This is a genomic window from Streptomyces nigra (assembly GCF_003074055.1).
Taxonomy (GTDB): domain Bacteria; phylum Actinomycetota; class Actinomycetes; order Streptomycetales; family Streptomycetaceae; genus Streptomyces; species Streptomyces nigra.
The window spans coordinates 1,227,419-1,249,881 of record NZ_CP029043.1; the positions used below are offsets into that span (position 1 = coordinate 1,227,419).

Consider the following 22,463-nt stretch of genomic DNA (forward strand, 5'->3'; position numbering starts at 1 on the left):
TGGGCGCGCGTGCCGCCACGGCGACGCGCCGGAGCCTTCCGGACGCCGACCTGAGCGCTCCCCGCCCGTCGGTGGGCGGCTTCGGCCGTCCGCCGACGGATGTCGGTGGCTGGGGATACGCTGATCATCGATCGGCAGGCGATCGACAGGCGATCAACAGGTGTGCGCAGTACGGAAGTCGGGAAGGCCGCAGGAGCGACACTGCGGCGATCGGGGCGGGAATGACCGTTGACGGCGGTTACGCGGACATCTTCGGTCCGCAGGTGCCGCGCACGGCGGGCGAGGGGCAGACGGCGACGTTCGCGCTGGCCTCGGCGGCCTATCGGGACAATCCCTACGAGGACATCAAGAAGGCCGACAACGAGTGGCACAAGACGGACGTCAAGGCCGGCCGTGCCTGGGCGCGGATCTTCCGGCCGAACCTCGGTGAGGCGTTCTCGCGGGCCGTGGTCGACCGCATGCTCGGCGACGGCCGCAAGCCGCTGATCCAGTCCTTCGGCACCGAGCCGCAGGTCGTGGTCGAGCACTGCCTGGCCGCCAACAACATCCGCAAGGCCAGGGACCGGACGCTCAGCGGGATCATGGTGGTCTGCGGTCTGCTGTTCCTGCCGGGACTCCTGGTGTGGCTGATGGTCTTCACGCTGCGCACCACCATCGTCAAGCGGGACGCCAAGCGGGGCGGGGCGCTCGGGTCCGTGCTCCTCGTCGCGATGGGGGCGCTGGCCGTGCTCTTCCTGCTCAAGATGCCGTTCACCGGCATCTGGGCCTGGTACGCGCGTGCCTCGGTGGTGATGCCGGTCCTCGGCTGGTTCTGGGCGAAGCAGGTCTGCGAGCGCACCGCGCGGGATCTGCGGGAGCGCTGGGACAGCCTGCTCGCGGGCAGCAGCGTCGGCGCGAAGGTGCCGGAGGCGGTGCCGACGAGTCCCAACGAGACGCAGGCCGAGCATCTGCGGCAGGCGCTGGCCAAGCTCAGTGCCGAGCAGCAGTCCAACTCCGTCTTCTACGCCGGGCCCAAGGGCATACTCGGCATGGGCACGCGCTGGGGCAGCTGGCAGCTCGCCGAGGAGCTGGTGCCGGCCGACCCGTCCCGCGAGATCCACCCCTTCCGCAGCTGGGACGTGATCCGCTCGATCCACGACCAGCTGAGCATGCTGGAGCGCGGCCCGCTGAACACCGGCGGTTTCCCGAAGCCCTCGATACGCCACTGGGTCGTCACGCCGATCGCCGAGGGCGCCTCGGCGGTGTCCCGGCCGGAGGGCACGGACGTCGAGGCGTACCAGGTCAAGCCGCACGCGATACAGGACATCTGCAACAAGCAGCAGTTCGGCAGCGGCGACCGGCACTACCTGGGCGTCCAGTGGACGCTGTGGGACGGCCAGCTGATCATCACGATGCTGATCACCGTGACGGTGCTGCACGAGACGCTGCGCATCGAGGTGACGGGTCACGCCCTCGGGCCGGTCAACGGGCTCTTCCAGGAGAAGCCCGAGGCGCCGACCAGGGAGGTCGCCAAGTCGCTGAAGCCGTGGGAGAACCGCACGATCAAGCTCCCGCTGGTCAGCACCGACGAGGTGGTGCGCCTCGCGGTGCGGGCCCCGATCACCTGGTATCCGCCGGCGCTGAACTGGCTGGGCGGGACGATCGCCCTGCCCGAGCCGTTCGGGCTGCGGCACGCCTGGGCCGACCAGCCGTGGCGGCACCGCTTCATGGCCGACGACGCGCTGCGCGCCGCCACCCCGGTGCTGCGGGCCGTGCACGCCTCGGCGATCAGGGTGCTCGCGGAGAACGGCGTGGACACCGAGAAGTTCGGTGCGCGCTCGGCCTTCCTGAGCACGGCCGTCCAGGACCCGTCGCCCCGCAAGGCGGACGTCTACGACGCGTAGGGGCCGGGGCCGAGTGCCGGCCCCGGCAGGTCCACAGGCGCCGGGTCAGGCCGTCGGCCAGGCCTCCGCCAGCATCTTCCGGGTGTCCGCCAGCAGCTGGGGCAGCACCCGGGTGTGCCCGACGACCGGCATGAAGTTCGTGTCCCCGCCCCAGCGCGGCACGATGTGCTGGTGGAGGTGGGCGGCGATCCCGGCACCGGCGACCGTGCCCTGGTTCATGCCGATGTTGAAGCCGTGGGCGCCCGAGGCGGTCCGCAGGGCCGTCATGGCCTGCTTGGTCAGCGCCCCCAGCTCGGCGGTCTCCGGCTCCGTGAGGTCGGTGTAGTCGGCGACATGACGGTAGGGCACGACCATCAGGTGCCCGCCGTTGTACGGGTACAGGTTGAGGACCGCGTAGACCTGCTCGCCGCGCCGGACCACCAGCCCGTCCTCGTCCGATTTGGCCGGGATCGAGCAGAAGGGGCAGCCGTCGTCCGCGCCGGGACCGGTCGGCTTGTTCTCACCCTGGATGTACGCCATCCGATGGGGCGTCCACAAGCGCTGGAACGCGTCCTGGATGCCCACTCCCCACTGCTGCTCCGGCTCACTCGTCATGCGTGCAGCATATGGCTTCGACCGTTCCCGGCGTGTCGCCGGGGCGCCCGGGCGGCAGCCACCGGCCAAGCTGGACCCGTGGACGACGACAGCCCCTCCGCCCGCTGGGAGCAGCGCACCGAGATCCCCCTGTTCCTGGCGTCACTGCTCTTCCTGGCCGCCTACGCCGTCCGCGTCCTCGCGGTGAGCTCGCTGCCGTTCTGGAGGGACGTGTGCACGTACACGATGGCCGCGCTGTGGCTGCTGTTCGCCGCCGACTTCGTGGTGCGCCAGCGGCTCAGCGGGCAGACGTTCCTGCGCTTCGCCCGGACGCACTTCCTGCACACCGTCGTGGTCCTGCTGCCGCTGCTGCGGCCGCTGCGGATCGTGCCGCTCTACGACGCGATCGAGCACCGGCAGGGAGAGCCACGGCTGTCCCTGCACGCCCGGGTGATCGCCTACGCGAGCCTGTCCACGCTGCTCCTCGGCTTCGCCGGCGCCCTGGCCGTCTTCCAGCAGGAACGCGGAGCGCCCGGCGCCACCATGCGGACCTTCGGCGACGCGGTGTGGTGGGCGGCGTCGACCCTCAGCACGGTCGGGTACGGCGACATCACACCGGTGACCACGGGCGGCCGGACCATCGCGACGGGCATGATGGCGGGCGGGCTGGCCCTGCTGGGCGCGGTGACCGGGTCGTTCTCCTCCTGGCTGCTCCAGGTCTTCTCCCGCGAGAGCGACAGGAGGCCCCCGGAGAGCTGAGCTCCCGGGGGCCTCCCACAGCCGGTGGATCAGACCTGCGCCCGCTCCTCGACGATCTTCGCGATCTTCGCGATGGCCTCGTCGAACGGGATGCCGTTCTCCTGGGAGCCGTCGCGGTAGCGGAAGGAGACGGCGTTGTTCGCCATGTCCTCGTCCCCCGCGATGACCATGAAGGGCACCTTCTGCTTCTGGGCGTTGCGGATCTTCTTCTGCATCCGGTCCGAGGACGAGTCGACCTCGACGCGCAGTCCCTGCTTCTTCGCGGCGGAGGCGAACTTCTCCAGGTACTCGACGTGCGCGTCACCGATCGGGATGCCGAGCGCCTGGACGGGCGCGAGCCACGCCGGGAAGGCGCCCGCGTAGTGCTCGAGGAGCACGGCGAAGAACCGCTCGATCGAGCCGAACAGCGCACGGTGGATCATGACCGGACGCTGCTTGGAGCCGTCGGCGGAGGTGTACTCCAGGTCGAAGCGCTCCGGCAGGTTGAAGTCGAGCTGGATGGTCGACATCTGCCAGGTGCGGCCGATGGCGTCCTTGGTCTGCACGGAGATCTTCGGGCCGTAGAAGGCGGCGCCGCCCGGGTCGGGCACCAGGGGCAGGCCCTGCTTCTCGGCGACCTGGCGCAGCGTCTCGGTCGCCTCCTCCCAGACCTCGTCGGAGCCGACGAACTTCTCCGGGTCCTTGGTGGACAGCTCGAGGTAGAAGTCGGTCAGGCCGTAGTCGCGCAGCAGCCCGAGGACGAAGGTGAGCGTCTTGTCGAGCTCGTCCGACATCTGCTCGCGGGTGCAGTAGATGTGCGCGTCGTCCTGGGTGAAGCCGCGGGCGCGGGTGAGGCCGTGCACGACGCCGGACTTCTCGTACCGGTACACGGTCCCGAACTCGAAGAGGCGCAACGGCAGTTCACGGTAGGAACGGCCGCGCGCGTCGAAGATCAGGTTGTGCATCGGGCAGTTCATGGGCTTGAGGTAGTAGTCCACGCCCTCGTCGAGCTGCATGGGCGGGTACATGCCGTCGGCGTACCAGTCCAGGTGCCCGGACTGCTCGAAGAGCTTCCCCTTCGTCGCGTGCGGGGTGTAGACGAACTCGTAGCCCTCCTCCTCGTGCCGGCGGCGCGAGTAGTCCTCCATGACCCGGCGGATGATGCCGCCCTTGGGGTGGAAGACGGCGAGGCCGGAGCCGATCTGCTCGGGGATCGAGAACAGGTCGAGTTCGCTGCCCAGCTTGCGGTGGTCGCGCTTCTCGGCCTCGGCGAGGAACTCCAGGTACTGCTTCAGCTCGTCCTTCGACGGCCAGGCGGTGCCGTAGATGCGCTGGAGCATCGGGTTCTTCTCGCTGCCGCGCCAGTAGGCCGCCGCGTTGCGCATGAGCTTGAACGCGGGGATCGCTCGGGTCGACGGCAGGTGGGGACCGCGGCAGAGGTCCTTCCAGCACAGGTCGCCGGTCTTGGCGTCGAGGTTGTCGTAGATCGTCAGCTCGCCGGCGCCGACCTCGACGTCCGCGCCGTCGTCGTGCGACGCGGAGCCCTTCAGGCCGATCAGCTCCAGCTTGTACGGCTCGTCCGCCAGCTCCTCGCGGGCTGCCTCGTCGGTGACGACGCGGCGGGCGAACTTCTGGCCGCGCTTCTGGATCTCCTGCATCTTCTTCTCGATGGCCTTGAGATCCTCGGGCGTGAACGGCTTCTCGACGTCGAAGTCGTAGTAGAAGCCGTCCTTGACCGGCGGGCCGATGCCCAGCTTGGCCTCGGGGAAGAGCTCCTGCACCGCCTGCGCCATCACATGCGCGGTGGAGTGCCGCAGGATGTTCAGACCGTCCTCGGAGGAGATCTCGACGCCCTCGACCTCCTCGCCGTCGGAGAGCACGTACGACAGGTCCTTGAGCTCGCCGCCCACGCGCGCGGCGATGATGGAGCGCTCGCCGGCGAAGAGGTCGGCGGCCGTAGTGCCCGTCGTCACCACGCGCTCTTCCCGCTCGGAATCGCGTTGGATGATCACACGGACGTCTGACACCGGTCTCTCCTGACTGAAGGGTGGGTGCGGCGCCATACCAGGAGCGCGCGCATGACTGCGATCGTACCGACCCGCGACCACCGATCGCGAAACGGTTACCGCGGCCCCTCCGGCTCCGCCCGGCGTCAGTCGCCGGTGTCCTCGCCCGCGCACACCTCTTCGAAGAAGTCCAGGTCCTCCTGGAGCGCCTTCATCAGCCGGTCCCGCTCCGCGTCGTCGACCTGCACCGGGACCACGTCCCGGGCACCGGCCAGCCTGCGGAAACCGCCCCGGCTCTCCAGCCGGCCGCGCACCCGCACCGGCAGTCCGACGAGGTGCGCGTGCCCGGCGATGCGGTACGCCTCCTCGTCCAGGGTCAGCCGGACGTGCGAGACCTCGGCGCCGGCGATGACACGCAGCCGCACGGTGCCCTCCCCGCGGGTGCCGGTCCGGCGCATCCGTACGACGGCACCGGTGATCCGCACCGGCACCGACGGTTCCTCGCGCAGATAGCGGGCGCCGGCCGCGCGCAGGACGGGCAGGTCGCCGGGTGAGAACTCGACGGGCTCGCCGTCGGCCTGGCAGTCCTCGGGGACACCGGCGGCCGGCGCCCACTCCACGGCGACCCGCGCGCCCTCCGTGCCGCGCACCAGGGCGATCAGGCCCTCGATCAGCTCCCGGCTGACGCCCGCTTCGACGGCGCCGTCGAAGGCGTCCATGCCGCCGGTGGCCCGCTGGTAGTCGACGGCCTCGCGGGCCGCGTACAGCGCCTGGTGGAGACGGACGGCGAGCGGGCGCCCGGTGGCGACGGGCACGAAGGCGGTGAGGCCGCGGCCGTCGGGCGCGGAGCCGACGAGGACGTCCTCCAGCAGGCCGACGGCGGCGCGGCGGTGCCGGGCGCCGTGGTAGCCGGCCCGCGCGCGGGTGGCCAGCGCGGCGGCGAGCAGGGTGCGGCGGGCAGCGGTGCGCAGCTCCTCCTCGGCGGCCCAGGGCGCGGCCCCGGCCGGGCCGCGCGGTGCGTCCCGCCACCAGCGGATCTCGTCGCTGGGCACGGCGAGGCAGACCAGCACCTCGCGGGCGGCGGCCGTGCCGCTGCGGGACAGCGCGGTCAGCGCCTCGGTGAGCAGGTCGTCGCTGTCGGGGAAGGCGCGGGACTCCGGGACCAGCAGGCTGGTGCCGCCGCCTCCCGGTCCGGGCGGGGTCCAGCGGCCGTAGCGGCCCGCCGCTCCCCCGCGCCGCTGCCAGCCGTGCCGGTGCAGCAGGGCGGCGAGGACCGCGGGGTCGACGTCGCCGGGCTCGGGCGGCCGGTCCCAGGCGGCGTCGACGGGGTGCGGCCGGACCGGCCGGGCGCTCTCGTGCAGCGGGCGGTGGGTCATGGTCTGCCTCCGGTCCCGACCCGCGTCATGATCTCGCAGAGCGCCCGGTCGTCGAAGATGCGGGAGGTCGGGATCCGCACGGTGGTGCGGCGCCGTCCGGTGATCGCGTGACCGGCGAGGTTGACCCAGTAGCAGCAGTGCCTGAGGTCGAGCCGGTCGTGTCCGGCGCGCAGCCACTGCTCCTGGGACCGGGGCACGATCATCACGACGAGGATCTTGTGCACCGAGACCGGGGTGCGGGCGAGCTTCGCCAGATGGGCGTTGTCGAGTGTGAAGGAGAAGAAGCGGCCGGGCGGGTCCGGCGCCACCTGGTACGTCGCCTTCAGCTGCACCTTGATGGTGACCTCGTCGTCGACGGTGTGGCCGGGCGCGCTGTGGCTGACGTGCCAGTCGATGCCGTTGTCCGGGAACGGCTGGGACAGCGAGCATCCCGCCGCCGCGGCCACCGCGTGCAGATAGCCCACCTGGAGCGTCTCCATGCACGCGGTGGTGGCGAGTGAACCGCGAGAAGGGCCCGTCCGTCCGGGCAGCAGCCCGTCCCGCTCGGGCTGCGCGATCGCCATGACGAACAGCCTTCCCAGCAAGTGAATCCCCGTGACGGGCCGCTGAACTGCAAAGACCCGTACTCCTGTTGTCTCCTTCCGGCGTACGCCGCAAACAGCCCGGGTATCACCAAACGGGCAGAAGACGGTACGTCAGCTGCCACGGACGGACGAGGAGTTGAGCGGTATGGCGTGCTGGTACGAAGGCCCGCTGGCGGCATTCGACACGGAGACGACAGGCGTGGACGTCGAGACCGACCGGATCGTTTCGGCGGCCGTCGTCGTCCAGGACGCCCCGGGGACCCGGCCCCGGGTGACGCGCTGGCTGGTGAACCCGGGCGTGCCGGTGCCGGAGGCGGCGACGGCGGTGCACGGACTGACGGAGGATCACCTCCAGCGCCACGGCCGCTGGCCGGCGCCGGTGATGCAGGAGATAGCCGAGGAGCTGGCGGTGCAGGCGACGGCGGGCCGCCCGCTCGTGGTGATGAACGCGCCGTTCGATCTGACGCTGCTGGACCGCGAGTTGAGGCGGCACCGCGCCTCGTCGCTGTCCCGCTGGTTCGAGACGCGGTCGCTGACGGTGCTCGACCCACGCGTCCTCGACAAGCATCTGGACCGCTACCGCAAGGGGCGCCGCACCCTGACCGACCTCTGCGCGCACTACGAGGTCGAGCTGGAGGACGCGCACGACGCGGCGGCCGACGCGCTGGCGTCGCTGGAGGTCGTGCGCGCGGTGGGCCGGCGCTTCGCTGCCCGGCTGGAGCGGCTGTCCCCGGCGGAGCTGCACACGCTCCAGGCGGTGTGGCACGCGGCGCAGGCCCGTGGCCTGCAGGCGTGGTTCGCGCGCAGCGGCACGGAGGAGTCGGTGGACCCGGCGTGGCCGCTGCGCCCGGATCTCCCGGCGGCGGCCTGAACGGCTGCGGTCTCGAAGGCCGCGACCTGAACAGCGGAAAAGCCGACCCGCGTCAGGCGGACCGGCTTTCTCCCGGTGGGCGATACTGGGTTCGAACCAGTGACCTCTTCGGTGTGAACGAAGCGCTCTCCCACTGAGCTAATCGCCCGGGAACGCACTGAACAATACAGGTCCCCGCGCGGTTCCTTCAAACCGCTTGCCGCCCCTCGGCGAGGAGCGCCAGCAGGCCGCGGTGTCCCGCGCGCATCATCAGCCGGTGGTTGGCCCGGAAGACGGGCCGGCCCGGTACCGCGAGCCTGCGCAGCAACGGCTTGTTGACGTCGACGACCTGGTCGTAGCGGGCCCGGCACCCGTCGCCGTGCGGGGTGACCGTCCAGCGCGCCCAGCCGTCGAGGTCACCGGAGACGGCGATCTCCAGGACCCCGGCCGCCCGGTCGCGCCGCACCTCGCGGGCCGTGAAGGTGAGGTCGTAGGGGAGGAAGGACCGGACGGTGATCACCCCGGTGGTGCCGTCGGTCCTGCGCACCGAGCGGACCTGCGGCCACCAGCGCGGATAGTCCTCGACCCGCTCCAGCACCTCCAGGACGACGGCCGGGGTCGCCGGGAGGACCCAGAGGCTGCGGAAGCGGTAGTGACTCCAGTCCATGCACGAAGTGTGCCCTGCTCCGGCCGGTCCGCACGCCGACTGAGTACGTCCTCTGAGTACCCGCACTCATGCCGGGCGGTCGTGACGCGGACCACACTCCGTCTATGACGCACATTCCGCCACCGGCCGAGGAGTTGCGGCTCCTGGATCTGGAGCTGCGCCGACTGGACGCCCGCCGGGCCCAGTTGCTGCACCGTCGCGCCTGGCTGGTCACGGCCCTCCACGCGGCCGCGCCCCAGGCCCCCGCGCCCGTCGCCCCGCCGCGCCCCGAGGCCTCGGCGCCCCGGGTGCAGAACGTCCTGCTGCTGCTCGGCGGTGTGCTGCTCACCATCGCGGCGATCGCGTTCACCCTGGTCAGCTGGGGTGACCTGGGGATCGCGGGGCGGGCGCTGGTGCTGGGCGCCGTCACGGTGGCGGTGCTCGCGGCGCCGGTGCCGCTGCTGAAGCGGGGGCTGCGCTCGACGGCCGAGTCGGTTGCGGGCCTCGGGCTCGCGCTGACGGTGCTCGACGCGTACGCGCTGCACGCGGCGGCGCTGCCCGGCACGGACGGCACCGGGTACTCGGCAGTCGCCTCGGCGACGCTGGCCGCTCTGTGGACGGCGTACGGCCTGCTGCCGCGCGCCTCGGCCCTGCGCCTGCCCCTGCCGGCCGCCCTGGTGGCCGCCCAACTGCCGCTCGTGCTGGGGGCGGTGGCCGCCGACGCGGGAGTGCGTATGGTCACCCTCGCCGTGCTGGTGACGGCTGCGTGCGACACGGCCGTGGCGCTGCGGATGTCCGCCCGGCCCGTCCGGCTGACCGCCGTCGTCGGCGCCTACGGCCTGGGCGTCTCGGGGGTGTGGGCGGCCGGCTGGCTGTCGTGGACGGCCACCGGCCCGAGCGCCGCCGCCCGTGCGGCGGCGCTCCTCCTCCTCGCCGCAGGCGTCGTGCTGACGGCCGCGTGGCAGCCGGCGGCCGGACGCCAGGCAGGCGGCCTGGCCCTGGCGGCCGGCCTCCTCACGGTCGCCGCGGCCGGCGGTACGGTCCGGCCCGCGCTGCCCGCCGAGTGGACGGTCCCGACGTATCTGGCCTGCGGCATGGCCCTGCTGGCCGTGGCCCGGCCGGCCCGGCTGCCGCAGGCGGTGCGTCAGGGCCTGGTCCACGCCTCCGCCGTCGTACAGGGGCTGGCCCTGCTGTGGACGCTGCCGCCGGTGGCGCTCGCGCTGACGGGTCCGGTCTCCTGGATCGAGCGGGTGTGGTCGGGGGCGCCCGGAACCGTGCGGACGGCGGTCACCGCCGACGCGCCATGGCCCCCGCACACCGGGACGGCGCCCCTCGTCCTGGCGGCCGTCGCCGGTGTCCTGTTCCTGACGCGCGACGCGGTCGGACGGGCCCGGGCCCTGACCGGGGTGCTGGTCCTCGGCTGGGCGACGGCGCTGGTGCTCCCGGCGGTGCTCGACGTCCCGTACGCCGTGGGTCTGGTGGCCCTCGGCTGCACCACCGCCGGGGCGCTCGCGGCGGCCGTCTGGATCCCGACGCCCGAGCGGCCCGAACCCCTCCACCTGACCGCCACGATCCTCGCCCTGCTGACCACGCTGCCCCTCGTCCTGCTCTCCCTGGCGGACGAGAGCGCGACGCTCGCCGTGACGGCCGCCCTCACCGCGCTCTTCGCGGCGGCCTCCTGGACACCGCGCCTCGCGCCGGTCACGGCCCCGGCCGCCCTCGGGTACGCGACCGCGCTCGCCTGCGCCTCCGGTGCCGCGGCCGGCTGGCGGGCGCAGGACACCGCCGTCCTGGTCCTGGTGGTCCCGGTGGTGGCGGCGCTGCTGGCGGCCCGGCTCGGGGACGGCGCCCGCGCGACCGTCCCGGTCGAGGTCACGGGCGCCGTGTCCGCACTGCTCGCCTTCGCTCTGGCGGCCGCGTCCGGTGATCTGCCGATGCTGGCCCTGGTCCTCGCGCTGTGCGGGGTGATCGTCTCGGCGACCGCGCTGCGCCCCGGCCGCCGTCTCCTCGCCTTCGCGGGCACCGCGCTCTTCGTGCCGGCCACGTGGGTGCGCCTCGCGGCGTGGGACGTCGGTACCCCGGAGGCGTACACCCTGCCGGTCACCGTCCCGGCCCTGGTCGTCGGCTTCCTGAGCAGGCGCCGCGACACGGCCGCCTCCTCCTGGACGGCGTACGGCCCCGGGCTCGCCGCGACGCTCGTGCCGAGTCTGCTGGCCGCGTGGGGCGACCCGCACTGGGCGCGCCCCCTGCTGCTGGGCCTGGCCGCGCTGGCGGTCACCCTGCTCGGCGCCCGGCACCATCTGCAGGCGCCGCTCCTGCTCGGCGGCACGGTGCTCGCCCTGGACGCCCTGCACGAACTCGCCCCATACATCGTCCAGGTGACCGACGCGCTCCCCCGCTGGGTGCCGCCCGCCCTCGCCGGCCTTCTGCTCCTGGCCGTCGGGGCGACGTACGAACAGCGTCTGCGGGACGCCCGGCGGGTGCGGGACTTCCTGGGCACCATGCGCTGACGGCAGGAGGAGGTAGCAGGGGGACCGCACGGGCACGCGGTCCCCCTCGTGCGACCCGCACATGATCGCGCAGCGCATTCCCAGGCCGTATTCCCGCGGGAATTCCGGAAGACGTCCGGGCGGATTCCCCCCGGGCGCCCGTGTGTTGAACTTCTTCCGGAAGTCCGGGTACGGCCGAAAGTCCGTCTTGACCTTGATCTTCGGATAGTTCCCTTGGACGCGCGCTGATCATTTCGGTGCGGCGCCCGGGACTCCACTCCGTGTAACGGATCGTCACCGTCCGGTGTCCGGGGCCTCCGACGGGATCAAGGCCGGGACGCGGAAACGCCGACGGCCCGCCTGTGGTCTCACAGGCGGGCCGTCGGATCCGGGTGGGCGATACTGGGTTCGAACCAGTGACCTCTTCGGTGTGAACGAAGCGCTCTCCCACTGAGCTAATCGCCCCGGCGCAGACAGAACATTACCCCATGTCAGGGGGTGCGGGTGACCGCCCCGAGCGGAGCCGGGAGGACGCCCGCGCCCCCCGCGGGCTCACTGGTCCTTGATCTTCCAGGGCATGACGACGCCGAACTTCCACAGGTAGATCCCCACCAGTACGGCGATGATCACCAGACCGACCGAGGTCAGGACGATGTTCCGCCGGCGGACCCTCGGGTCGAGCGCCCTCTGGGCCGCCTCCGTGACCTTGCGCTTGGTCCAGCGCAGCACCAGCTGGGCCCAGACGAACTCGGTCGCCCAGATCGCCATGCCGCCGAAGATCACTACCCAGCCTGGGCCGGGCAGCGGCAGCATGACGATCCCCGCGCCCACGACCGCCAGGCCGATGATGAAGACGCCCACCTGCCAGCTCAGGTGCAGCAGGCGCCGCGCCTTGACGAACTCGGGCGCCCGGGATCCCAGGGCCCGCTCAGCGTCGTCCCGCGCCTTGCTCACGTGCGTCCTTTCGGACGCCACGGCGGCGCCCCCGGACTCGTCACTCCCCGTATTCATACGGCCAAACCCTACCGGACCGAATCCGGTCACCGAAATGGTCGTACCGCGCGAACGGGTTCTCGGCCGGAAGAGTTACGTAATCCCACGCAAAACACTCAGAGGGGTTTACAACGGCACCGTAGGTGGCATGTCGATTTCGCCGACGTGCGAATCCCCGAGCGCACACTGAGCGAAAGGCCCTGGCGCTTATGAACACCACGGTCAGCTGCGAGCTGCACCTGCGCCTCGTTGTGTCGAGCGAGTCCTCCCTGCCTGTCCCCGCAGGCCTGCGGTACGACACGGCCGACCCCTACGCCGTGCACGCCACCTTCCACACCGGAGCCGAGGAGACCGTCGAGTGGGTGTTCGCCCGCGACCTCCTCGCCGAGGGCCTCCACCGGCCCACCGGTACCGGCGACGTCCGTGTCTGGCCGTCGCGCAGTCATGGTCAGGGGGTCGTCTGCATCGCCCTGAGCTCGCCCGAGGGCGAGGCACTGCTCGAGGCCCCCGCGCGAGCCCTGGAGTCCTTCCTGAAGCGGACGGACGCCGCCGTGCCCCCCGGTACGGAACACCGTCACTTCGACCTCGACCAGGAGCTCTCGCACATCCTGGCGGAAAGCTAGGGCGAGATCCCCGCAAGCCGCCCGGCGCCGTCGACTCGGGGTGACGGCTCGGGCCAGGACAACCGCATAGGCAGGCCACCGGCGCCGTCCTCGCACCGCGAGGGCGGCGCCGGTGTGTCGGGGCCTGTGGGGGCCCCTGAGGGCTCTGGTGCGTCGCCAGGGCACCGGACGGCCGTTCCGCCCGCCCATGGGAACCGTGGGCGGGCCCCGGGCGTTCTATTCGAAGCCATGTGCGGACGACGGCGGTGTGCCGGCGGCGTGAGCCACTACCATCGGCCAGCATCGGCGGGCGCCCACGCCCACCTCCAGGCCAGGGAGCAGAACGTGCTGATCACCCATGACGCCCGGTGCGCACTCGATGTCGTGGTGGATCTGGTGAACACCGCGCCGGACGAGGACGGCGGCGAGGACGGGCTGTCGGACATCACGGCCCTTGCCGACTTCGTACGAAAGCACGACATCAGCGATGTCGGGGTGCTGTCCGAGTTCGATCTGTCGGCGGTGCGCAAGGTGCGCGGCCGGTTCGCGTCGATCTTCGCGGCGTCGGACCCGAGGGCCGCGGCCGGGCTGATCAACGAACTCGTGGCGGCGGCGGGCACCACTCCGCGCCTCACCGACCACGACGGCCACGGCTGGCATGTGCACTACTTCGCCCCGGGCGCGTCCGTGGCGGACCATCTCGCGGCCGACTGCGGCATGGCGCTGGCCTTCTTCGTGGTGGCCGGGGAGCAGGAGCGGCTGCGGCGCTGCGAGGCACCGGACTGCCGGCACGCCTTCGTGGACCTGTCGCGCAACCGTTCGCGCCGGTACTGCGACAGCCGGACCTGCGGCAACCGTCTGCATGTGGCCGCCTACCGGGCGCGCCGCAAGGAGGCCACCGGCTGAGAGGCTGAGACGCCGGGCGGACACGCGGACGGGGGCCTGGACGCGGGCCCCGGCGGGTGGCGCCGGGGACCGCGGGTACGGCTCAGAGCAGCAGCAGATCGTGCAGCGCAGCCATGAGCAGCAGACACCCGATCACCGCAAGGAAGATCATCAGCGGTGGCTGGGAAAGGGCGAAGAGGCACCCACGAGGCTCGTCCTGAGGTGGCGCGGCCTCGCTCTGTGTCGTGTCCAGCATCTCGCGGGCGATGATGGCGCAGACGGACCCCGCTCCGCGATCAACACGCCCGGAATGAGCGGGTGTTCGCTGTATTCCGTGATGTCCGGTCCGAGTCGTGATCATTCGGGGCCGGACGGCGACCCACTGTGTCGCTTCGCTCCGGAAACGCCCCGGTCAGATGCCGTGCTTCTTCAGAATGGCCTCGATGTCGCTGAAGTCGTCGGCGGGCTCGGCGCGCGGGGCGCTCGCGGGCCGCTTCGACGGCTTGGACCCCTCCCCCAGCGAGGGCGCGGACGCCGCAGGCGCCACTGCCTCGCGGCGCTCGGCCGCCCGGGCCTCCTTGCGCTCCTTGCGCGTGCCGCCGCGGCGGCGCTCCACCGCGCGGCTGGTCGCGAACAGCACCCAGGACAGCCCCAGCACACCGAAGCCCACCCAGGCCGTCGGGCTGAAGGCGGTGTCGGCCAGCCACTCGACGACCCCGGTCATCACCAGCCCCAGGGGCACCAGCGCGTACGCCGCGATACGCGTGGCCGCGAGGAAACGCTTGCGGTACGCCGTGACCGCCGCGATGCCCAGGCCGGCCGCGGCGACGGCGGAACAGACGGTCTCGGCGATCATTCCGGGCCTCCAGGCGGGCTGCGTCCGACAGGGCACTTCTTCCTTCCATCCTGCACCGCCGCCACCCCGCCCGGCCACGGCTCGGGCCGACATCAGGGACATCTCCGGGGTCGTCTCCTCCCGAGGTCCCGGTCGCGGGCCGGATTGGGTGGGCCCGGCCGGGACTGGGAGACTGGGACCATGAACGACTCCTCCCCCGACCGCACCGCTGTCGTCCTCGACTTCTGGTGCGAGCTGCAGTGTCCCGACTGCCGTAGCGCCCTCGACGATCTGCGTGCCCTGCGCGCCCGCTACGGCGACCGGCTGGAGCTGCGGCTGCGGCACTTCCCCCTGGAGAAGCACAAGCACGCGTTCGCCGCCGCGCAGGCCGCCGAGGAGGCCCTGGAGCAGGGGCAGGGGTGGCCGTACATCGAGGCCGTGCTCGGCCGGGTCGAGGAGCTGGACCGCCAGGGCGAGCCCTTCCTGATCGAGGCGGCCCGGGAACTCGGCCTGGACGCGGAGGAGTTCGACACCGCGCTGATCGACGGCCGGCACATCCTGATCGTCGACGCCGACCAGGCCGAGGGCAAGGCGATCGGCGTGACCGGCACCCCCACCTATGTGATCGACGGTGAGCGCCTCGACGGCGGCAGGAGCCAGGAGGGGCTGCGCGAGCGCGTCGAGGAGATCGTGGACCGGCTGCTGGCGGAGCAGGGGGCCTGACCGCCGTCAGAGCAGGTTCTTGTAGAGGGCGTACGCCGTCGTCTCGTAGCCGAGCGAGTCGTAGAGCCGCTCGGCGGCGGAGTTGCCCGCGAAGACGTTGAGGCCGATCATCCGGTGCCCGGCGGCGATCGCCCGGCCCTCGGCCAGCAGCATCAGCGAGCGGCCGTGACCCCGGCCCCGGTGCTCCGGGACGGTCTCGACGTCGTACACATAGGCACGGCCCTGGTGGGTGCCGACCCAGACGGTGCCCACCGGTGTGCCCTCGTGCTCCAGGACGTCGAGGGTCGTCCCCGGCGTCCGCAACCCGTGGGGCAGGAGTGCCTCGTGGTCCCGGCGCGACTTCGCCCGGGCCTCGTCCTCGGGGACGCCGCGCTCGACCCAGGAGCGCACGTAGTCCTCGTCGCTCTTGACGATCCACTCCGCGTACTCGGATTCGGTCATGGGCCGCGCCCGGCTGCCTGGCGGCAGCGCGGGCGGGCTGTCGCCGAGGGCCTTGGCCATGCCCCGGTTGCGCACGAGGTAGCCGAGCGCGGTGACCAGGCGCAGCGCCGGGACCGCGTCGCCGGGAACCGTCACCTCGATCCGGGTGCAGCCCCAGCCGCGCGCCACCTCCTCCGCGGCGAGCGCGGCGACGGTGGCCCGGCCCCGCCGCCGGTCGGCCTCCTCGATGCGCAGCTCCGTCACCCGGGCCACGCCCTCGCCGAAGACGGGGTGCGTGCCCAGCAGGAGGACGCCGACGGGGCGGCCGTTCACACACACCTGGTAGCGGCGCGAACGGGTCCCGTCGGGATGGCGCTGAAGCGGCTCGGTCGGCCGCAGGGTCGTGGTCATCAGGTGTGTTCTACCCGGCGGACAGCCCCTGCGGCAGACGAATTTCCCTACCGGTCGGGTCGTCCCTACGGGTCGAGGTCGTCGCCGGAGCGCTCCTCGAAGATCCGCATGGCCTTGGCGGTCACCGGGCCGGGCGCGCCCGGCAGTTCGCGGTCGTCGACGCGGTGCACGGCCTGCACGTCGCGCAGGGTGGAGGTGAGGAAGACCTCGTCGGCCCGCTCCAGGACGTCCAGCGGCAGGTCGGTCTCCTTGGCACCGGTCCACTCGACGGTGAGGGCGCGGGTGATGCCGGCGAGGCAGCCCGACGCCACCGGCGGGGTGTGGATCTCGCCGTCCAGGACGACGAAGACGTTGGAGCCGGTGCCCTCGCAGAGCTGTCCGACGGTGTTGGCGAACAGGGCCTCGGAGGCGCCGTGTTCATGGGCGCGGGCGAGCGCGACGACGTTCTCGGCGTACGAGGTGGTCTTCAGGCCGGTGAGCGCGCCCCGCTCGTTACGGGTCCAGGGGACCGTGACCACGGCCGTGCTGTCGGGGCGCCGGCTGGTCTCGCCGAGGGCGACGACGAGCGTGGGGCCGTGCTCGCCGCGGTCGGAGCCGAGCGGGCCCTGGCCACCGGTGTAGGTGATGCGCAGCCGGCCGAGCGGCATCGGGTTGGCCTCCAGGACGGCGGCACAGGCCCGGCGGACCTCGTCGTGGTCGGGGGCGGGCAGGCCGAGCCCGAGCGCCGAACGCGTCAGCCGGTCGAGGTGCCGGGTCAGCGCGAACAGCCGGCCGTCCACCGCCTTCACGGTCTCGAAGATGCCGTCGCCCACGGTCAGACCGTGGTCGAAGACGGAGACGCGGGCGGTCTCGATGTCCTTCAGCCCGCCGTCGAGCCAGATCTTCACGGTTGCAGTCCCTCTCCACTCACCTCGTACGTGCCCGACGCTACCGCGAGCAGCCGGGACGCCTTCAGTTCGGTCTCCCGCCACTCACCTTCGGGGTCCGACCCCCAGGTGATCCCCGCGCCGGTGCCGAAACGCAGTACGCCCGCGTCCCGGTCGATCCAGAAGGTCCGTATCCCGACGGCCAGCTCGCCGGTGCCGCGGTCTGCGTCGACCCAGCCGACCCCGCCGCAGTACGGCCCGCGCGGTGCCGTCTCCAGCGCGTCGATGATCCGCAGCGCGCTGGACTTGGGCGCGCCGGTGACCGAGCCGGGCGGGAACGCGGCGTCGAGGAGCTCCGGCCAGCCGGCGCCGGGGCGCAGCTCACCGCGGACGGTCGACACCAGGTGCACGAGCCCGGGGTGCTTCTCCACGGCGCACAGGTCGGGGACGGTCACCGTGCCGGTGGCGCAGACCCGGCCGATGTCGTTGCGCACGAGGTCGACGATCATGACGTTCTCGGCGTAGTCCTTCTCCAGGAGGTCCGCCTCGGTGCGGCCGGTGCCCTTGATCGGCCCGGACTCGACGACACGGCCGTCGCGGCGCAGGAAGAGCTCGGGCGAGGCGGTGGCGATCTCGACGCCGTGCCCCGGCAGCCGAATCGTTCCGGCGTACGGCGCCGGGTTGCCGCGGGCCAGCAGGGCGGTGAGCGCGTCGACGTCGGCGTCCGCCGCGACCGGCGCGCTGAGCACCCGGCAGAGGTTGGCCTGGTAGACCTCGCCGGCCGCGATGTGCTCGCGGATGCGCCGCACCCCGGCCGTGTACGCGACGCGGTCGAGGGACGACGTCCAGTCACCGGCCGTCGGCCCGGCCCACGCCCCCGGCACCGGGGCGGGCACCTCCTCCCGTAGTACGTCCTGGAAGCGGGCGCAGGTCAGCGCGCCCTCGAAATCGGCGCAGACGGCCCAGAAGCCGCTGGAGTCGAGGGCCGCGGGATCGCTGGTGACGTCGAGGAGACCGGTGGCGACGCGGTCGCCGAAACGGGCGAGAGGCGGGAGGTCGTGCACGCCGTCGAGTCTATGGCCGGTGTCCGCGGCGTGACCTGGACCTGTCCTTCCGGGGCGGCTCCCCGGCTCGCCGAGCAGGTGAGGCGCAGCACGCTGCGCAAACGCGTTTTTGTACTGGCCCGGGAATCCGCTAGAGTTCAACTCGTCGCCGGGCCGCGGGAGCGGATCGGGAAACGACAAGCGGACGTAGCTCAGTTGGTAGAGCGCAACCTTGCCAAGGTTGAGGTCGCGAGTTCGAGCCTCGTCGTCCGCTCGAAGGAACAAGGGGATCTTCCCGACCCCTCACTCCTGGTGGAGTGGCCGAGAGGCGAGGCAACGGCCTGCAAAGCCGTCTACACGGGTTCAAATCCCGTCTCCACCTCCAAGGACGATTAGCTCAGCGGGAGAGCGCTTCCCTGACACGGAAGAGGTCACTGGTTCAATCCCAGTATCGTCCACTGGATCTTCGACCGATCATCGAAGGTCTGACCCGCGCGATTAGCTCAGCGGGAGAGCGCTTCCCTGACACGGAAGAGGTCACTGGTTCAATCCCAGTATCGCGCACGCAGTGCCCACGGCCCCCGGGTCGTGGTCCCGAGGACGATTAGCTCAGCGGGAGAGCGCTTCCCTGACACGGAAGAGGTCACTGGTTCAATCCCAGTATCGTCCACACACCGAAGCCCCCGGTCGTCGACCGGGGCTTCTTCGTGGCCTGGCGGCTCAGCTGGAGAACAGCATGTGGCCGAAGCTCTTGTGGCGGCGGTTGCCGTAGTGGGCGCCGTGCCCGCCGTGCGGAGCGCCCCACGCCGGGGCCTGCGGGGCGGCGGCCGGGTAGGCCTGCGGAGCGGCCGGGGGCGGCGGGGCCGGCTGGGTCCACTGGGACTCCAGCCGGGTCAGCGCCTCCAGCTCGCCGTAGTCGAGGAAGATCCCCCGGCAGCCGCTGCACTGCTCTATCTGCACGCCGTTGCGGTTGTAGGTGTGCATCGGCGCATGGCACTTCGGACACTGCATCGTTCGGCTCAACTCCTCGCCGGTCGGTTCTGCTTCGCGTCTCGCCTGGACAGACTCTGCCCGGCTGCGGTCGGTTGCACCCTACTTCGGGGTGCCCTGGGTCAACTCGGGCGGGACGGGCACCATTCGGTCACAGGCGTCCACCAGGCACTGCTCGACCTCGTCCAGGGCCCGCCCCTCGGCGGTCGCCTTGGTGATCGCGCGGGCGGCGGTCTGCACGGTGAGGGCACGGGCCGGGACGTCCAGCGCCGACCAGGGGTCTCCTTCGGCCGGGACGGCGGGGCCGCCGGCGGCCCGGTAGGCGGCGAGGAAGCGACTCCACTCGTCGGGTTCCAGCAGTCCGCAGGCGTACCAGGCGGCCGGGCGGCCCAGGTCCCAGGCGGGGACGCCAGTGCCGAGGTCGTCGACGTCGATCAGCAGCCACGGCCCGTCCGGCGCCGGGTGCCGGACGAGCTGGCCGAGGTGGAAGTCGCCGTGGCACAGGGCGCCCGGGGCCGGCTGCGGGGCCTCGGCGCGGGCCCAGGCCGGGAGGGCGTCCCAGGCGCGCAGAACGGTGGACGCCGCCGGGCGCGGGGTGCCGGTGGCGGAGCGGAGCCGAGTCACGGCGAGCGCGGCCTTCGCCGGTCCCCGCATCACGGGCGGCCCGGCCGGGACGGGCGCGCGGTGCAGCCCGGCGAGCAGCGCCGCGGCCTCCTCCCAGGGAGCCGCGTCGGGGTCGGCGGGGTCCACGGGACGGCCGTACGGCCAGCAGGTGACGAGCCGGCCGTGCAGGTCGGCGGGCGCGGGGGTGAGCGGGGGCAGGAGGAGGCCGGGGAGGCCCGCGGCGGTGGTGAGGCGGGGGACCAGGTCGGCCGGGGTGCTGTCCGGCGGGTGGGCCTTGGCCACGGTGCCGGCGTGCCGGACGACGGTGGCGTCGGGGCGGTCGGCGAGGGTGACGGCCGCACACGACCCGCAGTCGGGAGCGCGGGAGTGGGCCGAGACCTCGGCGCGCGCGGCGAGGCCGGACAACAGGGAATGGGCGGTCACTTCGGTCCCTCGCAGGCGGGTCGGCTGGAGCGAGCGTACGTGGCCGCCCGCGGTGCCGGGCAAGAGCAATGCCGGCGCAGCTCCCCAGCTGCGCCGGCATCTGTGCCGTCCGCCGCACCCCCGTCCCCACGGGGTTTCATGGATGGGATGTCCCCGCCCGGACCGCTCTTCCGGGCCTGGGGTCGCCGCTCAGCGCCCCAGCATCACACCCACGGACGACGCCTGTGTGGCCACCGTCTCCCACCCGTCGAAGACGAGGAGGAGCAGGGCCGCCAGGGGAAGGGCCATCAGTGTCGCCACCAGCGGGTGGCGGCGGCCCTGGCGGCGCGGCGCGGTGCGCGCCTGGGTGCGGATCAGTGCCCGCGGTGCCGTCTGGGCCATGGCCCCTCTCCTGACCTGTGTCGGATGTTCGTCTGCAGCGGCGGGCGTCTGACCTCGGGGGACGAGTGCTGCACCCGCCGCTTGACCTCAAATCTAGGGGCGCGGCCCGTTCCGCACGTCATGCCCTCGTACCGATTGGCGGGCCTCCCGGAGGATGAGCCCTCGCGGGCGGTGTACTCCCCTGGGTGGAGACGGGTGCGCGGGTCTCGGGGTCTTCCCGGAGGGGGCGCCCGGTCCGCCCGGTTTCTCCGGGTGTCCGAGGGGGCTCTCGAGGAGGACACAGGTCGTGCGGTGGCACGGACCGGGCGTTGTCTCGCCTTCCGGGTGACATCGCTCACTCGGTGACGGTGGATGGGACCGCGATCTTTCCGGGGGTTCCTCTTCCGCCCGCCGCCGACCCCGCCGTACGGCTCGTGTCCCCCTCCCCCGTCACTCCCGGCACACCGGTCTCCTGTCCGGCCCCAACCGCCGTTGCCCGGCCGGAGATTGACGGACCGTCCGAGGTGAAGTCGCTTGAGCGGTCGGCGCTCTGACCACCTTTCACCTTCCCGGTCCGCGCCCGACAATCCACCGGGCCGAGAGGGCGCGGCCTCTGCGCACGGCGGGCCGTGGAAACGTAAGCTGTGGCACGTCACACGGACCGGGCAGCGGGGATGAACATGGCGATGATGCGCCTGAGGCGCGAGGACCCGCGCGTCGTCGGATCGTTCAGGCTTCACAGACGGCTGGGCGCGGGCGGAATGGGCGTCGTGTACCTGGGCTCCGACAAGAAGGGGCAGCGGGTCGCGCTCAAGGTGATCCGGCCCGATCTGGCGGAGGACCAGGAGTTCCGCTCCCGGTTCGCGCGGGAGGTCTCGGCGGCACGGCGGATCCGGGGCGGGTGTACGGCCCGGCTGGTGGCCGCCGATCTGGAGGCGGACCGTCCGTGGTTCGCCACGCAGTACGTGCCCGGCCCCTCCCTGCACGACAAGGTCGCCGACGAGGGCCCGCTCGGCGCGGCGGAGGTCGCGGCGGTGGGGGCCGCGCTGTCCGAGGGGCTGGTCGCGGTCCACGAGGCCGGGGTCGTGCACCGGGATCTGAAGCCGTCCAACATCCTGCTGTCCCCCAAGGGGCCGCGGATCATCGACTTCGGCATCGCCTGGGCCACCGGCGCCTCGACCCTCACCCATGTCGGGACGGCGGTCGGCTCGCCCGGCTTCCTCGCACCGGAGCAGGTGCGCGGCGCCGCCGTCACGCCGGCCACGGACGTCTTCTCGCTCGGTGCGACGCTCGCGTACGCGTCGATGGGTGACTCGCCGTTCGGGCACGGCAGTTCCGAGGTGATGCTGTACCGCGTCGTGCACGAGGAGGCGCAGCTGCACGGGGTGCCCGACGCCCTCGCGCCGCTCGTGCGCGCCTGTCTGGCGAAGGACCCCGAGGAACGGCCCAGCACGCTCCAGCTCTCGCTGCGGCTGAAGGAGATCGCCGCGCGGGAGGCGCAGGACCTCGGGGACGTACGCCCGCCGGCGCAGCGTGCCGCCGAGGCGGACCGGGTGACCGGCCGGCTCGCCGAGACCTATCCCGAACCGCAGCGGGTGCAGCGGCGCTCGCCAGGCACTCCGCCGCCCCGGGGCGGCGCGGCCGGACCGCGCGGCGGGGGCGCGGGACGGGTGCCCGGGCCCGCCCGGGACGGTTCCGCGCCGCGGACCGGTGGTGGTCCCGCATCGCGGACCGGTGGCGGCTCCGCGTCCCGCGCGGGGTCCCGGCCGACGCCCGCGCCGCGCGGCAATCCGCGCGGGGGCAACGGCGGCCGGCCCACGACCCGCGGCGGCGCCGGGCGTCAGGCGCCGCGTCCCACCGGGACCGGGCGCCGGCCCGCCAATCCGCAGCTGCTGCGGCAGCGGCTGTTCGTGTTCGTCGTGGTGACGCTGCTCGTGGCGCTCGGGATCGCGGCCGCCCAGGGCTGCCAGGGCCCGGACCGCGGCCTCGGCGGCACCGGCGGGCCGCCCGCGCAGGAGCGGGTGGCGCCGGACCACGGAACGATGGACGAGCGGTACTCCTCGGAGTTCGAGATCCCGGAGTAGGACTAGGGCGTGTTTCGAAAGTGGCGTCGTTCGCCCGGAGGGCGGGGCGCGCGGCGTCT

The 22,463-nt window shown here is 72.6% G+C and carries 22 protein-coding genes and 7 tRNA genes; 13 read left to right on the forward strand and 16 right to left on the reverse strand.

The annotated features are described in order from the left end of the window. Nucleotides 1-221 precede the first annotated feature (221 nt). Nucleotides 222-1,883, forward strand: coding sequence for a hypothetical protein (locus DC008_RS05645; RefSeq protein ID WP_108705994.1), 1,662 nt, complete (start codon nt 222-224; stop codon nt 1,881-1,883). Nucleotides 1,884-1,928: 45 nt separating this feature from the next. On the opposite strand, the gene DC008_RS05650 is transcribed toward DC008_RS05645, so the two are convergent. Continuing rightward, nucleotides 1,929-2,477, reverse strand: coding sequence for an HIT family protein (locus tag DC008_RS05650; protein ID WP_108705995.1), 549 nt, complete (start codon nt 2,475-2,477; stop codon nt 1,929-1,931). A 78-nt stretch (nt 2,478-2,555) separates the two neighbouring features. Between DC008_RS05650 and DC008_RS05655 the strand changes: the two genes are divergently transcribed. Then, on the forward strand, nt 2,556-3,215 hold the full coding sequence (locus DC008_RS05655; protein ID WP_108705996.1) for a potassium channel family protein: 660 nt from the start codon (nt 2,556-2,558) through the stop codon (nt 3,213-3,215). A gap of 29 nt (nt 3,216-3,244) precedes the next feature. Here DC008_RS05655 and thrS read toward each other — a convergent pair whose 3' ends face one another. From thrS to DC008_RS05670, 3 genes are all read right to left on the reverse strand, one after another. Then, complete coding sequence (thrS, locus tag DC008_RS05660) at nt 3,245-5,221, reverse strand: threonine--tRNA ligase (protein ID WP_108705997.1); 1,977 nt, start codon at nt 5,219-5,221, stop codon at nt 3,245-3,247. Nucleotides 5,222-5,346: 125 nt separating this feature from the next. Beyond that, nucleotides 5,347-6,576 (reverse strand): hypothetical protein, encoded by a 1,230-nt coding sequence (locus DC008_RS05665; protein WP_108705998.1) that lies wholly within the window; start codon nt 6,574-6,576, stop codon nt 5,347-5,349. Next, entirely contained in the window at nt 6,573-7,139 is a 567-nt protein-coding gene (locus tag DC008_RS05670; RefSeq protein WP_055623809.1) for a DUF4365 domain-containing protein, read from the reverse strand. The genes DC008_RS05665 and DC008_RS05670 overlap by 4 nt, the downstream gene beginning before the upstream one ends. 166 nt (nt 7,140-7,305) lie before the next feature. On the opposite strand from DC008_RS05670, the gene DC008_RS05675 reads away from it, so the two are divergent. Next, a complete protein-coding gene (locus DC008_RS05675) occupies nt 7,306-8,031 on the forward strand; it encodes a 3'-5' exonuclease (RefSeq protein ID WP_108705999.1) in 726 nt (241 codons plus the stop codon). A gap of 76 nt (nt 8,032-8,107) precedes the next feature. Here DC008_RS05675 and DC008_RS05680 read toward each other — a convergent pair. After that, nucleotides 8,108-8,179 (reverse strand) — tRNA-Val (locus tag DC008_RS05680). A gap of 39 nt (nt 8,180-8,218) precedes the next feature. Beyond that, nucleotides 8,219-8,677 carry an SRPBCC family protein gene (locus tag DC008_RS05685; RefSeq protein ID WP_108706000.1) on the reverse strand — a complete coding sequence of 153 codons (459 nt, stop codon included), beginning with the start codon at nt 8,675-8,677 and terminating at the stop codon, nt 8,219-8,221. A 104-nt stretch (nt 8,678-8,781) separates the two neighbouring features. On the opposite strand from DC008_RS05685, the gene DC008_RS05690 reads away from it, so the two are divergent. Then, nucleotides 8,782-11,166 carry an SCO7613 C-terminal domain-containing membrane protein gene (locus DC008_RS05690; RefSeq protein ID WP_208645813.1) on the forward strand — a complete coding sequence of 795 codons (2,385 nt, stop codon included), beginning with the start codon at nt 8,782-8,784 and terminating at the stop codon, nt 11,164-11,166. A gap of 372 nt (nt 11,167-11,538) precedes the next feature. On the opposite strand, the gene DC008_RS05695 is transcribed toward DC008_RS05690, so the two are convergent. Beyond that, nucleotides 11,539-11,610, reverse strand: a tRNA-Val gene (locus DC008_RS05695). Between the two features lie 87 nt (nt 11,611-11,697). After that, the gene (locus DC008_RS05700; protein ID WP_108706002.1) at nt 11,698-12,156 is read right to left on the reverse strand and encodes a TIGR02611 family protein; all 459 of its coding nucleotides are present in this window, start codon (nt 12,154-12,156) and stop codon (nt 11,698-11,700) included. A 191-nt stretch (nt 12,157-12,347) separates the two neighbouring features. On the opposite strand from DC008_RS05700, the gene DC008_RS05705 reads away from it, so the two are divergent. Further along, nucleotides 12,348-12,761 carry an SsgA family sporulation/cell division regulator gene (locus DC008_RS05705; RefSeq protein ID WP_004002642.1) on the forward strand — a complete coding sequence of 138 codons (414 nt, stop codon included), beginning with the start codon at nt 12,348-12,350 and terminating at the stop codon, nt 12,759-12,761. Nucleotides 12,762-13,085: 324 nt separating this feature from the next. Next, nucleotides 13,086-13,646 carry a CGNR zinc finger domain-containing protein gene (locus DC008_RS05710; RefSeq protein WP_108706003.1) on the forward strand — a complete coding sequence of 187 codons (561 nt, stop codon included), beginning with the start codon at nt 13,086-13,088 and terminating at the stop codon, nt 13,644-13,646. Between the two features lie 82 nt (nt 13,647-13,728). On the opposite strand, the gene DC008_RS35380 is transcribed toward DC008_RS05710, so the two are convergent. After that, nucleotides 13,729-13,881 carry a hypothetical protein gene (locus DC008_RS35380; RefSeq protein ID WP_004002639.1) on the reverse strand — a complete coding sequence of 51 codons (153 nt, stop codon included), beginning with the start codon at nt 13,879-13,881 and terminating at the stop codon, nt 13,729-13,731. Nucleotides 13,882-14,037: 156 nt separating this feature from the next. After that, on the reverse strand, nt 14,038-14,481 hold the full coding sequence (locus DC008_RS05715) for a hypothetical protein (protein ID WP_055623815.1): 444 nt from the start codon (nt 14,479-14,481) through the stop codon (nt 14,038-14,040). Between the two features lie 180 nt (nt 14,482-14,661). Here DC008_RS05715 and DC008_RS05720 point away from each other — a divergent pair, with 180 nt between their 5' ends. Further along, on the forward strand, nt 14,662-15,183 hold the full coding sequence (locus tag DC008_RS05720) for a DsbA family protein (RefSeq protein ID WP_164492266.1): 522 nt from the start codon (nt 14,662-14,664) through the stop codon (nt 15,181-15,183). Nucleotides 15,184-15,189: 6 nt separating this feature from the next. On the opposite strand, the gene DC008_RS05725 is transcribed toward DC008_RS05720, so the two are convergent. The 3 genes from DC008_RS05725 to DC008_RS05735 all read right to left on the reverse strand — a co-directional run bounded on the left by DC008_RS05725 (nt 15,190) and on the right by DC008_RS05735 (nt 17,944). Next, nucleotides 15,190-16,014, reverse strand: coding sequence for a GNAT family N-acetyltransferase (locus tag DC008_RS05725; RefSeq protein ID WP_108706005.1), 825 nt, complete (start codon nt 16,012-16,014; stop codon nt 15,190-15,192). A gap of 65 nt (nt 16,015-16,079) precedes the next feature. Continuing rightward, nucleotides 16,080-16,901, reverse strand: coding sequence for an aminotransferase class IV (locus DC008_RS05730; protein WP_055623818.1), 822 nt, complete (start codon nt 16,899-16,901; stop codon nt 16,080-16,082). Then, nucleotides 16,898-17,944 (reverse strand): chorismate-binding protein, encoded by a 1,047-nt coding sequence (locus tag DC008_RS05735; protein WP_108706006.1) that lies wholly within the window; start codon nt 17,942-17,944, stop codon nt 16,898-16,900. Before DC008_RS05735 ends, DC008_RS05730 begins: the two co-directional genes overlap by 4 nt. Before the next feature lie 180 nt (nt 17,945-18,124). On the opposite strand from DC008_RS05735, the gene DC008_RS05740 reads away from it, so the two are divergent. The 5 genes from DC008_RS05740 (at nt 18,125) to DC008_RS05760 (ending at nt 18,593) form a co-directional block, all read left to right on the forward strand. Beyond that, a tRNA-Gly gene (locus DC008_RS05740) sits at nt 18,125-18,197 on the forward strand. Between the two features lie 37 nt (nt 18,198-18,234). Continuing rightward, nucleotides 18,235-18,308: transfer RNA gene (locus tag DC008_RS05745), tRNA-Cys, on the forward strand. A gap of 1 nt (nt 18,309) precedes the next feature. Further along, a tRNA-Val gene (locus tag DC008_RS05750) sits at nt 18,310-18,381 on the forward strand. A gap of 34 nt (nt 18,382-18,415) precedes the next feature. After that, a tRNA-Val gene (locus tag DC008_RS05755) sits at nt 18,416-18,487 on the forward strand. Between the two features lie 34 nt (nt 18,488-18,521). Further along, nucleotides 18,522-18,593 (forward strand) — tRNA-Val (locus DC008_RS05760). Nucleotides 18,594-18,643: 50 nt separating this feature from the next. On the opposite strand, the gene DC008_RS05765 is transcribed toward DC008_RS05760, so the two are convergent. The 3 genes from DC008_RS05765 to DC008_RS05775 form a co-directional block, all read right to left on the reverse strand. Further along, nucleotides 18,644-18,934 (reverse strand): TFIIB-type zinc ribbon-containing protein, encoded by a 291-nt coding sequence (locus DC008_RS05765; RefSeq protein WP_079033786.1) that lies wholly within the window; start codon nt 18,932-18,934, stop codon nt 18,644-18,646. A gap of 81 nt (nt 18,935-19,015) precedes the next feature. Continuing rightward, nucleotides 19,016-19,960: a phosphotransferase family protein gene (locus DC008_RS05770; protein ID WP_108706007.1), complete on the reverse strand. Its 945-nt coding sequence runs from the start codon at nt 19,958-19,960 to the stop codon at nt 19,016-19,018. Between the two features lie 189 nt (nt 19,961-20,149). Then, nucleotides 20,150-20,341 carry a hypothetical protein gene (locus DC008_RS05775; protein WP_055623822.1) on the reverse strand — a complete coding sequence of 64 codons (192 nt, stop codon included), beginning with the start codon at nt 20,339-20,341 and terminating at the stop codon, nt 20,150-20,152. A gap of 653 nt (nt 20,342-20,994) precedes the next feature. On the opposite strand from DC008_RS05775, the gene DC008_RS05780 reads away from it, so the two are divergent. After that, the gene (locus tag DC008_RS05780; protein WP_164492433.1) at nt 20,995-22,404 is read left to right on the forward strand and encodes a serine/threonine-protein kinase; all 1,410 of its coding nucleotides are present in this window, start codon (nt 20,995-20,997) and stop codon (nt 22,402-22,404) included. Nucleotides 22,405-22,463 lie beyond the last annotated feature (59 nt).